Here is a 13,349-nt window from a genome sequence, read left to right as displayed (position 1 = left end):
GCAGCGGTGGTTTCGGGGGAGCGGCTTAGCGGGTCATGGCAGGTGCGCCTGCGGATCGACGCGCTCACCGTTGCGCAGCATTTCCAGATGCAGGTGCGGGCCGGTCACGCGCCCGGTGCTGCCGACCCGTGCGATCTGCTCGCCGGCATGTACCTGCTGGCCGACCGCCACATCGGCACTCTGCAGGTGGGCGTACAGCGTCTGCCACCCCTGGCCGTGGTCGATCACCACCACCGTGCCGTACTGCGAGCCATCGGGGTAGGCGGTCGTTGCGGCCACGACGCGGCCGTCCGCCGGCGCCAGCACTGGCGTGCCCGGGCGCGCACCGAAATCGGTGCCGCGATGCGGGCGCTGACGGATGCTGCCGGTATCGCCGAAGCGACCCGTGATCCGCGGGGTGACCAATGGCGCCTGGAACAGGATCTCGATGGGGGTGTTGCCCATCGGCGGCAGCGGCAATGCGGCGTGGGTGGTCGAGCTCAACGCCGGGGCACTCGAGGCGGCAGGGCCTTGCAGCGGTCGCGCGGTGCTGGCCTGCATCACCATCAGCGCGCAGCCGATGATCAGTGCGCTGCCCAGCAGCATGGCACCTCGTGATCCCGACAGTGGCCTTGCAGCATCGCCATGCAGCATGTGGCGGATGCGGATCTCATGCCCGGCCAGATCGCGGTGGGTCAGTGCGGTGGAGGGCCTGTGGGCCGCCGTGGAAAGTCGCAGCGTGCGTACGTAGGCTGCAGCGAACTCGCGCCCGCCGTGGGCATCACCGGCGAGTGCATGTGCATCACAGCGCAGCTCTGCCGCCAGCTGCACACGCGCACCGATCCGCGCCAGGAACGGGTTGAACCACAGGAGCGCATTGAACACCGCCATCAGCCCGGCGCGTTGGGGATCGCAGCGCATCAGGTGAGCAGCTTCATGGCCGAGGATCAGGCACAGGGCGCGATCATCCAGCGCTTGCAGTGCCGAGGCCGGAAGCACGATCAAGGGCCGAGGCCAGCGCACCGCGAACGGGCTCACCGGCAACGTGCTGAGCCGGCAGGCGATGCCGGCCGACCGCAGCCGAAGCGCTGAAGCCCGACTGCGCGGGCCTGGCCAGGCTTCCGGCGCGATCGGCGTAGTCGCGCGGCACAGCCGGCCCGTCGCCCGCGTGCCGAGCAGAACGCGCAGCAATGCGACACCAACGCCGATCAGGTAGAGCGCGGCCAGCAACGTGGCGGTGGCCGGACGCGTCCAGCCGGACGCCATTACGGTCCGGTCCGTCGCACCGGAATCGCCCAGGTCCAGCGCGAGCGGCAAGGGCATGCTCAACGCCGTTGGCAATGAGACGAGCGGTGCGGGCGCCCACAGCGCCAGTACTGCCGACAGCAGCACCGGCATCACCGCCAGCAGCCACAGCCCCATCCAGTAGCCCTGCGCGGCGTGGGAGAGACCCAGCCGCCGGTGGAGACGTTGGCCGGCGGCCCACGCGAGCCAGCCACCGGCCAAGGCGCCGGCCCCATGCACCACCCAGAACCCGAGCGTCGGCAGGGTCATGCCGGGTCATCCTGGGCAGGCGCGCGCAGCAGGGCATCGAGCTGCTGAAGTTCCTGCTCGCTGAGCAGGCGGCTGTCGGCGAAGGCCTGCGCCGGCAATGCGCCGTCGAGCTCCAGCACCCGGCGCGCGAAGTCGGTGCTGAGCGCGGCCAGCGTGGCGACCTTGCCCACCTTCGCGCGGTACATGTTCAGGCCGTGCTCGACGGTTTCCTCGACCAGACCTTTGTCGACCATGCGCTCCAAGGTCTTGCGGGTGGAGGAATAGGACCAGTCCAGCACGGCCACCGCGCCGTTGTGCACTTCGCGCGCGCTGCAGGCGCCTTGGCGCCAGAGCGCTTTGAGCAGTTCCAGCTCGGCATTGGAGGGGGTAGGCAGCGCGGACATGAGACTCCAGGTTCGGCGAGGTGTCGCAAGTGTGCGACATATGTCGCACACGATGCAACAGGGCGGTTACTGAAGTGGATCAATGCCGTCGACGACCGGTCAGTCGCTCTCGCCGATCCTGCCTTCGGCCAGCGGCACCCGCGAGCCGTCCAGCAGGCCGCGGCTGAGCGTGCCGTTCTCGATGAACAGCAGCTCGCCGTTCTCGCCGTTCTTGATGCTGCTGTCGATGGCGATGATGCGGTCGCCGTGGAAGCTGCTGACATGCGGCATCGAGGTGTGGCCGACCACGATGCGGGCGAGGTCCAGCTGTTCGAGCAGCGTCTCCACCTGGGCGGTGTCCATGCGGCCATCGAAGTAGCCGCGGTACCAGATCGGGCTGGTCTTGCCGTCGAACAGGCGGGCGGTGTCCGGCGCGGCCTTGACCTGTTCCTTGGGCAGGCCGACCGCCGCTTGATAACCAGCATTGGTCGCGTCCATCCCGCGGACCAGGTCCAGGTTCTCCGGCGCGATGCCGCCGTGCAGGAACAGGGTATCGCCGATGCGCAGCAGCACCGGGCGGGTGCGCAGCCACTGGCCGATCGTCGAATCGGGGCCATACAGCGCCGGATAGGAGCGGCCGAGCAGCTGCGCGGTTTTGAGGTACTTCGGGTTGACGTAGCGCAGGTCGTTGTAGAGCACCATCGTCTCGTGGTTGCCGAGCACGAAGTGCACCGCACCACCGGCGGCCGCGGCCTGCTGCTGCAGGCTGTACAGCAGCCAGAAGGCCTCGGTGACCTGCGGGCCGCGGTCGAACACATCGCCGGCCACCACCAGCGTGGCGTCGCCCAGCGCCCAGCGGTCCTCGTTGTCGATCACGTGGTGGGCGCGCAGCAGCCTCACGAGCAGGCCGTACTGGCCGTGGATGTCCGACAGCGCGACGATCCGCGGCGTGGCCGGGAACCGGGCGATCTCCGCGGTGCGCGGCGGCAGCACCGTCAGCGGGTGCGGATAGCCGCATGCGGGCGCGATCACCGTGGCCTCGCCGCGCGCCGGCAGTGTGCGGCGGATCACCTGGTCCTTGCATACCCAGGCCGCTTCCAGCCCCGTGGCGGTGCGGAACACATAGGGGCCGTCGGCATCGACGTGCTCGGCCGGTGCGGCCACCTCGCGCGCGGCGCCCAGCAGCGGTGCCATCAGCAACGCCGACTGGAGCAGCAGCACGGCAGGGCGGGTCAGGGCGCGGTGGATCGACATCGGGGTGTTCCTGTGGCGGAGTGCAATGCGGCGATGCTACGCCGCCTGCGCCGCCCCGGGCATGCGCCATTGGTCAGCCCGGTATGCCGCAACAGGTGCCTCACCCGCGCTGCAGGGCCTGTCGTCCGGGTGCATCGGGCAGGTCGTCGCTGGCCAGCACCACCCGGTCGCGACCGCGTTTCTTGGCCTGGTACATCGCCGCATCGGCACGCGCCATCAGGCGCTCGTAGTCGGGATGGCCATCATGAGCCGCCACGCCGATGCTGGTGGTCAGCGACAGCGTCTGGCCACTGGCCAGCTGCACCGGGCTCTGCGCGATGTGCTTGCGCAGGTTCTCGGCGATCACTTCGGCCTGCACGTCGGTGGCGGCCACCAGCACCACCACGAACTCCTCGCCGCCATAGCGGAACAGATAATCGCTGCCGCGGGTGAGCTGGCCCAGCAGGGCGGCCACGTGCTGCAGGGCGCGGTCACCGCCGTCGTGGCCGTGCGCATCGTTGATCGCCTTGAAGTGATCCAGATCGAGCAGCAGCACCGAGAACGGCGTCTGCGTGGAATTGGCCAGTTCGATTTCACGGCGCAGCACGGTCGGCAGGAAGCGGCGGTTGAGCAGGTTGGTCAACGCATCGCTGCCGGCATCGAGTTCGCCGATCCGCTCGAACAACATGCCCATCAATGTACGGATCTGCGCCAGCCGCTCGCGGATGCCCTGCAGGGCGCCGAAGCGTGCCGCGAAATCGGCATGCGCCAGGGCTTCCTGCAGCTGCGTATCGACCGCGGCCACCAACGCACCGACCTGGCCGGTCTCGCTGCTTTCGCCAAAACTGGGAATGCCCTTGTGGGTGAACCACAGGCCGAACTCGGACTGCGCCAGTCCGGTGAGCTCCGCCTCGGCATTCTGGCTGGCCATCGCGTAGAGCAGGGCGTTTTCCCAATCGAGCAGCAGGGCACGCTGCCGTTCGCGCTCGGTGCTGACGTTCTGCACCAGCGAGAACAGCCGATATGCCGCATCGGTGCGCGAGGAGCGCTCACGTGCATGGGTATAGGCGAGCGTCATGCCTTCCAACGCGATATCCATCGACGCGCTGAGACAGTGGATCGCCGCGAACGCGGTGGCGCTTTCCTCGGCCCGCGCGATGATGCGGTCGAACAGGCGGTGCTTGAGCACGCGCGCGCCGCGGGCGACCAGATCCACCGGGATGCCGACACGGGCGTGCACGTCACCGATCACGCGCTGCGCGGCGACCAGTGCGTTGATGCTGTCCGGCGTGGCGGTGAGGATCTGCTGCAGCCAGCGCTGCATCGCCGGCTTCAGCCGCAGCCGCACCTGGTCGTGCGAGAGGAAGCGGCCCGCGCGCGGGTCTTCAAGCAGCACATCATAGAAGTGGTGGGCCAGCTCGGGCGGGCTTTCCGCCGACAGGCTCGCCAACAGTGCCGCCGCGGCGGCCGGCGTCTGCGCCAGCGTCTGGCTCCAGGCCAGCGCGAGCGGCTGGCTGGCATCATCAAGATTTGGAACGTTATGCACGATTGTCTTCCCGCCACACAGGCCGTCGAGAGGTAGCGGCCGGGCGCTGTTGTTATTGAGTTGCAAACTGAACGCTGCAGTAAGTGTAATAGTCTCCGCGCGAGGCGCTGCTTAACCTGCCGGCATTGTCCAGGAGAGCTTTCATGGGTCACGACCACGACCATCTGCCCAGCGAGATCCGCCACGAAAAACCGTTGTGGTGGGCGCTGGGGCTGACCACCACGTTCCTGCTGGTGGAGGTGGCCGGCGCGTTCTGGACCAACAGCCTGGCGCTGCTGTCCGATGCCGCGCACATGGCCACCGATACGCTCGCGCTGATGATCGCGCTGGTCGCGGTCCGGCTGAGCCGGCGCCCGCCCGATGCCAAGCGCACCTACGGCTACGCACGGCTGGAAGCGCTCGGCGCGATGATCAACGGTGGCATGTTGTTCGTGGTGGCCGGCTACATTCTCTGGGAAGCCGTGCAGCGCTTCCGCGCTCCGCAGGAGATCGCGTCCACCGGCATGCTGGTGATCGCGGTGTTCGGGCTGGTCATCAACCTGATCTCGATGCGCCTGCTGCGCGCGGGCAGCGGCGAGAGCCTCAACGTCAAGGGCGCGTATCTGGAAGTCTGGGCGGACATGCTCGGCTCGGTCGCGGTGATCCTCGGCGCGCTGCTGATCCGCTGGACGGGCTGGAAGCCGATCGATCCGATCCTGGCCGTGCTGATCGGGCTGTGGGTGCTGCCGCGCACCTGGGTGCTGATGCGCGAAGCGATCAACGTGATGCTCGAAGGCGTGCCCAAGGGCATGGATGTCGCCGCGGTGCGGCGCACGCTGTGCGCGCACGATGGCGTGGTGGACGTGCACGACCTGCACGTGTGGGCGCTGGCCTCCAGCACGCCGGCACTGACCGCGCACGTGGTGATGGGCACCGGCGTGGATGCGGACCGGCTGCGCCGCGAGCTGGGTACCGACCTTCACGAGCAGTACGGCATCGACCACGTGACCCTGCAGATCGAGGCGGACCACTGTGGGGATCCGTGCAGCGTCGGCAGCCCTCGCGATCGGCATGCCGACGACCATGCCGGGCACGATCACGCCGCCCATGATCATGCGGGCCACGCGCACGCCGGCAGCGACGGCCGCCGCCACGCCGCGCCGGACGCGCAGGGCCACCACGGGCATCCGCATCCCTGAGGGCCGTGGCCTTGGCCCGGCGGCGGACGGGCAGGGCAGGGTTGCCGCTACAATGCGGGCCTGCCTTGCCATCTGTCGGAGATACTGCAGTGACCCGGAAACTCGTACTGTTGCGCCACGGCCAGAGCCAGTGGAACCTGGACAACCGCTTCACCGGCTGGGTGGACGTGGAACTGACCGAACAGGGCCGCCGCGAGGCTGCCGCCGCCGGCCGCCTGATGCGTGAAGAAGGGCTGCAGTTCGATGTCGCCCACACCTCGGTGCTCAAGCGCGCCATCCACACCCTGCAGGGTGCCCTGGCCGAGCTGGACCAGGACTGGCTGCCGGTCAGCAAGAGCTGGCGCTTGAACGAGCGCCATTACGGCGGGCTGCAGGGCCTGGACAAGGCCGAGACCGCGGCCAAGCACGGCGAAGACCAGGTCAAGATCTGGCGCCGCTCCTACGACATCCCGCCGCCGGCGATGGACATCGAGGATCCGGGCCACCCGATCCACGACCGTCGCTATGCCGGGCTGGACCGCAATGCGCTGCCGGGCACCGAATCGCTGGCCACCACGCTGGACCGCGTGCTGCCCTACTGGTTCGATGCGATCGCCCCGCAGCTCAAGGACGGCAAGACCGTGCTGGTCACCGCGCACGGCAATTCGCTGCGCGCGCTGTACAAGTACCTCAACAACGTTTCGCAGGAAGCGATCCTGGAGCTCAACATCCCGACCGGCATCCCGCTGCTGTTCGAACTCAACGACGACCTGACGGTGCAGTCGTTCCGCTACCTGGGCGACCCGGAGGCGGCACGCAAGGCCGCCGAGGCCGTGGCCAATCAGGGCAAAGCGCGGTAGATACCCACCGTTGGTGGGTATGCATTCCATTGATGGGGATGCATTCCGTCGGTAGGGATGCATCTGCCCGGTGTGTGCGGACCAACGGTCCGCACACACCGACCGCAGGCGTTCCCATCTGTGACCTTTGGCCGGTCCGCCCCGGCCCCTCCCGCGCTACGCTGCCCGATTGCCCGTGATCCGGGTGATGCATCCATCTGTAGCCGGAGAGTCGAATGAAATTTTCCAAGCTGGTCCCACTGGGCCTGACCGTCGCCATCGCCGTGTCGCTGGCCTCCTGCGGCAAGACCGATACCGCGCCTGCCGCCACCGCCGATGCGGCCAAGCCGGCGTTTGATCAGTCGCAGATCAAGACCGCGCTGATCTCGCTCAACAGTGCCGATCTGGATACCGCCATCGCCGCCTGCACCGACCTCAACGGGTTCGTGAACAGCAAGTGGCTCACGGCCAACCCGGTGCCGAACGACCAGACCACCTGGGGCAGCTTCGAAATCCTGCGCGAGCGCTCGCTGGAAGTGCAGCACGCGCTGGTCCAGCAGGCCGCCGCCAGCCAGGCCAAGGCCGGCACGGTGGAAGCCAAGATCGGCGATATCTGGAAGACCGGCTCGGATGAAGCCAAGATCGAGGCCGCCGGCATCACCCCGCTGCAGCCGCAGCTGGACAAGATCGCCGCGCTGAACGACACCGCCGCCATCACCCAGTATCTGCGCGACAGCCAGGCACAGGGCCAGGGCGTGCTGTTCTCGCTGTTCGCCAATGCGGATTACAAGGACTCGGCCAACGTCATCGCCTATGTCGGCCAAGGCGGCCTGGGCCTGCCGGAGAAGGGCTACTACTTCGACGACGCGCAGGCCAAGATCCGCGATGCGTACGTTGCCTACATCGCGCAGGTGCTGACCCTGTCCGGCGTCGATGCCGGGCAGGCCAAGACCCAGGCCAAGGCCGTGATGGACTTCGAAACGCGTCTGGCCAAGGCCTCGATGTCGCGCATCGACATGCGTGACCCGGCCAAGCGTTACAACCCGGTCAGCGCCGCCGACGCGGACAAGCTGACCCCGAACTTCAGCTGGACCGCCCTGTTCGACACCCTGAAGGTGCCGGCCGCGCAGAAGTTCTCGATGGCCCAGCCGGGCTTCTTCGGTGAAGTGGACAAGATGCTGGCCGATGTCCCGGCTGCTACCTGGCAGGCCTACCTGCGTTTCCACACCATCGATGACGCCTCGCCGTACCTGAGCAGCGCCTTCGAAAAGGCCAACTTCGATTTCTACAGCACCACCCTGCGTGGCCAGAAGGAAATGCAGCCGCGCTGGAAGCGCGTGCTGGAGTCGGTCAACGGCGCCATCGGCGAAGGCCTGGGCCAGATGTATGTCGACGCCGTGTTCCCGGCCGAGTCCAAGGTGCAGATGCAGCACCTGGTGGAGAACCTCTCGGTGGCACTGAAGGCGCGCCTTGAGAAGCTGGAGTGGATGAGCGAAGACACCCGCAAGAAGGCGCTCGAGAAGTGGGCCAGCTTCACCCCGAAGATCGGCTATCCGGACAAGTGGCGTGACTGGTCGGGCCTGGAAACCAACGGCGACAGCTACCTGGGCAACATGCAGGCGGCGCGCACGTTCAACTACCGCTACATGCTCAACAAGATCGGCAAGCCGGTCGACAAGACCGAGTGGGGCATGACCCCGCAGACCGTCAACGCCTACTACAACGCCACCAAGAACGAGATCGTGTTCCCGGCGGCGATCCTGCAGGCGCCGTTCTTCGACGCCAAGGCCGATCCGGCGCTGAACTATGGCGGCATCGGTGCGGTCATCGGCCACGAGATGATGCATGGCTACGACGACTCGGGCAGCCAGTTCGCCGCCAACGGCAACTTCGACAACTGGTGGACCAACAGCGACCGTGCTGCCTTCACCCAGCGTACCGACCAGTTGGTCGCGCAGTTCGACGGCTATGAATCGCTGCCGGGCGTGAACGTGAAGGGCAAGCTGACCCTGGGCGAGAACATCGGTGACCTGGGTGGCCTGACCGTGGCGTATGACGCGCTGCAGATGGCGCTGAAGGAAGACCCGAAGGCCAACGTCGACGTCGACGGCTATTCGCAGGACCAGCGCTTCTTCATGAACTGGGCCACCGTGTGGCGCCGCAACTTCAATGAAGGCGAGCTGCGCGTGCGTCTGAACACCGATCCGCACGCCCCGGCCAACTTCCGTGCCAACGGCGCGCCGTCGAACATGCCGGCGTACGCGCAGGCGTTCGAGTGCAAGGCGGGCGACGCGATGGTGCGGGCCGACGACAAGCGCGTCGTGATCTGGTGATCGCACGCCGTTGAGTGAAACGAAAAACCCGGCATTCGCCGGGTTTTTTGTGGGCCATGCAGGGTGTGGCGCTAGACAGCCGTGGAGATCATGCGGGTGAACGTGGCAAACACGTCCGGATCGATCAGGCCGCCCTGCTGCTCGGCGAGGATGCCCATGGCTTTGGCGTGGGGCATCGGGCCACGGTAGGGGCGGTTGCTGGTCATCGCGTCGTAGCCGTCGACGATGGTGAGCACACGGGCGCCCAGCGGGATCTCGCTGCCTTTCAGGCCGTCCGGATACCCGCCGCCATCGAAGGCTTCGTGGTGCGCGCGGATCAGGCGACCCACCGCCGCCGCGTCGCTGCGTCCGGTCGCGGCGAAAATGCGTTCGCCACGCTCCGGATGGGTGCGCATGATCGCGCGCTGCTTGTCATCCAGGCGGGCCGGATGCAGCAGGACGTTGTCGGGAATACCGATCTTGCCGATGTCGTGGAAGCGTGCGGCGAGCGCCAGATGCGCGCGCTCCGCCTCATCCAGATCGCACAGGCGGCCGAGCTGTTCGCCCAGCAGGCCGACGCGGTCGCAGTGGAAACGGGTGTATTGGTCGCGCATCTGCAGCGACATCGACAGGGCATCGATGGAACACGCCTGCGGATGGGCATCGTCGAACCGGGGGGACTCGAACATGGGGGCGTCCGGTGGTGGGCGGCCGGAAGACCGCCATCCTGGCAGGACGGCATGCCGCCCGTGCCGGTGGAAAGATACCGCCTGGCGACCGGCGCCAGGCGTGAAATCAGCGCGGAGACAGGGTCAGCAGCAACGCCTTGGCGGCACTGAAACGGTCTTCGGGCAGCGGCAGGGGATGCTTGATGCGCAGCTTGTCCGGCCCATCCATCGTATACAGCTTGGGCTGCTTCTGGATCAGCTGGATGACCGCCATCGGGTCGATCTCCGGCTTGGGATTGAACACGATGCGGCCGCCGTTCTCGCCCAGCTCCAGCTTGCGGATGCCGAGCACGTTGGCCTGCAGCTTGAGTTCTGCGATCGCGAACAGGTGCTTGGCCGGGTCCGGCAGCAGGCCGAACCGGTCGATCATCTCCACCTGCAGTTCGCGCAGCTCGCCGGTATCACGCGCGCTGCTGATGCGCTTGTACAGGGTCAGGCGGGTATGCACGTCGGGCAGGTAGGCGTCGGGGATCAAGGCAGGAACATGCAGTTCGACCTCGGCACCGCGCGCTTCTTCGCCCGCATCCAGGTCCGGCAGCTTGCCCAGCCGGATGCTGCGCACCGCACGTTCGAGCAGCTCGGTGTACAGGCTGAAGCCGACCTCGGCCATCTGGCCGCTCTGGTCCTCGCCGAGCAGCTCGCCGGCACCGCGGATTTCCAGATCGTGGGTAGCCAGGGTGAAGCCGGCGCCGAGCTCGTCCATCGAGGCGATCGCCTCCAGGCGCTTCTCGGCATCGGGCGTCATCGCGCGCTTGTCCGGTACCACCAGGTAAGCGTACGCACGGTGATGCGAGCGACCGACGCGGCCGCGCAGCTGGTGCAGCTGGGCCAGGCCGAAGCGGTCGGCGCGGTTGATGATGATGGTGTTGGCGTTGGGGATGTCGATGCCCGATTCGATGATCGTGGTCGACAGCAGCACGTTGAAACGCTGCTTCTGGAAGTCCAGCATCACCCGCTCCAGCTCGCGCTCGGGCATCTGCCCATGTGCGATCCCGATGCGCGCTTCGGGCACCAGCTCGGACAGCTCGCGCTGCATGCGGCCGATGCTCTCCACGTCGTTGTGCAGGAAATACAGCTGTCCACCGCGGGCCAGTTCGCGCTGGAATGCTTCGCGCAGCAGCGCGTTGTCCCAGGCGGTGATGAACGTCTTGACCGCCAGCCGGTTCGGAGGCGGCGTGGCGATGATCGACAGATCACGCAGGCCGGCCATGGCCATGTTGAGCGTGCGCGGAATCGGCGTGGCGGTCAGCGTCAGCAGATGCACGTTGGCGCGCATCGCCTTCAGCGCTTCCTTCTGGCGCACACCGAAGCGCTGCTCCTCATCGACCACGACCAGGCCGAGGTCCTTGAACTTCACGTCCGGCTGCAGCAGGCGATGGGTGCCGATGATGACGTCGATGGTACCGGCGGCGACCTTCTCCAGTTCGGCCTTGATCTCCTTGGTGGATTTGAAGCGCGACAGCACCTCCACCCTGAGCGGCCAATCGGCGAAGCGATCGCGGAAATTGCGGTAATGCTGTTCGGCCAGCAGAGTGGTCGGCACCAGCACGGCGACCTGCTTGCCGGCGCTGGCGGCGGCGAACGCGGCGCGCACGGCGACCTCGGTCTTGCCGAAGCCGACGTCGCCGCAGACCACGCGGTCCATCGGCTGGCTGCTGGCCAGATCGCGCAGCGTCGCGTCGATCGCGGCGAGCTGATCCGGCGTTTCCTCGAACGGGAACCCGGCCGCGAACGGCTCGTACATCGCGCGGTCCACGTGCAGCGCCAGGCCGGCACGGGCACGCCGACGCGCCTGGATTTCCAGCAGTTCGGCGGCGACGTCGCGGACTTTTTCGGCCGCCTTGCGCTTGGCCTTGGTCCACTGCTCGCCACCGAGCGAATGCAGGGGCGCGGTCTCCGGCGACGCGCCGGAATAGCGGCTGATCAGGTGCAGCTGGGCGACCGGCACATACAGGCGGTCGCCCTTGGCGTATTCGATTTCCAGGAACTCGCCCGGCATGCCGCCGGCATCGAGCACGATCAGGCCGCGGTAACGGCCGACACCGTGGTCTTCATGCACGATCGGCGAGCCTTCGCTGAGCTCGCCGAGGTCGCGGATGATCGCTTCCGGCTCGCGCCCGGCGCGGCGGCTGCGGCGCTGCTGGCCGGCACGTTCGGGGAACAGCTGGCGCTCGGTCAGCACCGCGATCGGCGGATTTTCCAGCGCGAAGCCATCTTCCAGCGGCGCCACGGTGATGCCGAAGCGCACGCTGTCGTCGGCCAGGAAGCCGGGCAGGTCGGCGACCACCGGCGGCTTCAGCTCGGCGGCGAGCAGCACTTCCAGCAGGGCTTCGCGGCGGCCGGCGGAATCGGCGGCGATCAGCACCCGGCCCGGGTAGTGACCGATGAAGGATTTCAGTGCCTCGGCGGCCGGGGCATCGCGCGCGGCCACCGGCAGCGGCGGCAGCGGCTGATCGCCGAGCGGCTGTGCATCACCGATGCGATCGTGATCCGGCGGCCAGACTTCCACGCGGGCCAGGCCGTTGAGCGTACCGCGCAGCTGTTCGGGGCTGGCATACAGCTCTTCCGGCGCCAGCAGCGGGCGTTCGACATCATGGCGGCGCTGCTCGTAGCGGTTCTGCGTCTGCGCCCAGAAGGCGGCCGCAGCATCGAACACGTTCGGCGCCAGCACCGGCAACACGTTGGGCTGCAGGTAATCGAGCAGGGTCGCGGTCCTGTCGAAGAACAGCGGCAGGTAGTACTCGATGCCGGCCGGTGCGATACCGGCCTTGAGATCCTGGTACAGCGCGCTGCGCCGGGTATCCACGTCGAAGCGTTCGCGCAGCGTGTTGAGCACGCGCGAGACGCTGAGATCATCCAGCGGCACTTCACGGCCGGGCAGCATGTGCACGGCCTCGACCTTGTCCAGCGAGCGCTGCGATTCCGGATCGAAGGCGCGGATCGAATCGATGTCTTCGTCGAGCAGTTCCACCCGCAGCGGCGCGTCAGCGCCCATCGGGTAGACATCGAGCAGGCCGCCACGCACGGCGAAATCACCCGGGTCCATCACCTGCGGCACGTTGCGGTAACCGGCCGATTCCAGGCGGCGTTTTTCCGCATCCAGATCCAGGCGCTGGCCGACGGTCAGGTCGAAGCTGCCGCCGATGACGTACTTGAGCGGGGCCAGCTGCTGCAGCAGCGTCTGCACCGGCACCACCACGATGCCGCGCTTGAGCGCAGGCAGGGCGTGCAACGCGGCCAGGCGCTGCGAAATGATGTCCGGGTGCGGGCTGAAGGCGTCGTAAGGCAGGGTTTCCCAGTCCGGGAACGCCACGATCGGCACGTCGCCGGCGGTGCCCAGCAGGGTGTGCAGGTCCGCTTCGATCTGGTTCGCGCCGTGGTTGTCGCGCGCGACCACCAGCAACGGCCCGTCGTGCGACTGCGCCGCGCGGGCGATGTACCACGCCAGCGCTGTCGCCGAAGCGGGAGCGCGCCACCAGGCGCGGAGCTGTCCAGGACGTGGCAGCGGCGGTACGGGATAGGAGGTGCGTGACATGAACCGTCGATTTTAGCAGACCGCAGCGTGCAGGCCGCTGGCAGTCAACGGTAGTGCCGGCCGCTGGCCGGCTCCAGGCGATGCGTGATGTTCGGGAGCCGGCC

General features: G+C 67.6%; 9 protein-coding genes. 3 read left to right on the top strand and 6 right to left on the bottom strand.

Features of this window, described 5'->3' with window-relative positions; all coding sequences use genetic code 11:
- Positions 1–33: 33 nt before the first annotated feature.
- The 4 genes from ABE434_RS18110 to ABE434_RS18095 all read right to left on the bottom strand — a co-directional run bounded on the left by ABE434_RS18110 (position 34) and on the right by ABE434_RS18095 (position 4,674).
- Complete coding sequence (locus tag ABE434_RS18110) at positions 34–1,533, bottom strand: M23/M56 family metallopeptidase (protein ID WP_346479792.1); 1,500 nt, start codon at positions 1,531–1,533, stop codon at positions 34–36.
- Complete coding sequence (locus ABE434_RS18105) at positions 1,530–1,916, bottom strand: type III secretion system needle length determinant, SpaN/EivJ family (protein ID WP_346479791.1); 387 nt, start codon at positions 1,914–1,916, stop codon at positions 1,530–1,532. The genes ABE434_RS18110 and ABE434_RS18105 overlap by 4 nt, the downstream gene beginning before the upstream one ends.
- Positions 1,917–2,015: 99 nt before the next feature.
- Positions 2,016–3,089 (bottom strand): metallophosphoesterase, encoded by a 1,074-nt coding sequence (locus tag ABE434_RS18100; protein WP_346479805.1) that lies wholly within the window; start codon positions 3,087–3,089, stop codon positions 2,016–2,018.
- A 160-nt stretch (positions 3,090–3,249) separates the two neighbouring features.
- Entirely contained in the window at positions 3,250–4,674 is a 1,425-nt protein-coding gene (locus tag ABE434_RS18095) for a diguanylate cyclase (RefSeq protein ID WP_346479790.1), read from the bottom strand.
- A gap of 143 nt (positions 4,675–4,817) precedes the next feature.
- Between ABE434_RS18095 and ABE434_RS18090 the strand changes: the two genes are divergently transcribed.
- From ABE434_RS18090 to ABE434_RS18080, 3 genes are all read left to right on the top strand, one after another.
- Complete coding sequence (locus ABE434_RS18090; protein ID WP_346479789.1) at positions 4,818–5,852, top strand: cation diffusion facilitator family transporter; 1,035 nt, start codon at positions 4,818–4,820, stop codon at positions 5,850–5,852.
- Positions 5,853–5,941: 89 nt separating this feature from the next.
- Positions 5,942–6,691 (top strand): 2,3-diphosphoglycerate-dependent phosphoglycerate mutase, encoded by a 750-nt coding sequence (gpmA, locus tag ABE434_RS18085; protein ID WP_176990015.1) that lies wholly within the window; start codon positions 5,942–5,944, stop codon positions 6,689–6,691.
- 215 nt (positions 6,692–6,906) lie between these two features.
- Positions 6,907–9,003 carry a M13 family metallopeptidase gene (locus ABE434_RS18080; protein WP_346479788.1) on the top strand — a complete coding sequence of 699 codons (2,097 nt, stop codon included), beginning with the start codon at positions 6,907–6,909 and terminating at the stop codon, positions 9,001–9,003.
- Between the two features lie 71 nt (positions 9,004–9,074).
- Here ABE434_RS18080 and ABE434_RS18075 read toward each other — a convergent pair whose 3' ends face one another.
- Positions 9,075–9,671: an HD domain-containing phosphohydrolase gene (locus ABE434_RS18075; protein ID WP_346479787.1), complete on the bottom strand. Its 597-nt coding sequence runs from the start codon at positions 9,669–9,671 to the stop codon at positions 9,075–9,077.
- A gap of 106 nt (positions 9,672–9,777) precedes the next feature.
- A complete protein-coding gene (gene mfd / locus ABE434_RS18070) occupies positions 9,778–13,245 on the bottom strand; it encodes a transcription-repair coupling factor (protein ID WP_346479786.1) in 3,468 nt (1,155 codons plus the stop codon).
- Between the last annotated feature and the right edge of the window lie 104 nt (positions 13,246–13,349).

The organism is Stenotrophomonas sp. TWI1183 (assembly GCF_039673115.1).
Taxonomy (GTDB): domain Bacteria; phylum Pseudomonadota; class Gammaproteobacteria; order Xanthomonadales; family Xanthomonadaceae; genus Stenotrophomonas; species Stenotrophomonas maltophilia_AA.
The sequence above is the reverse complement of the archived record's forward strand: the minus strand, read 5'-3'. Positions and strand labels throughout refer to the sequence as shown.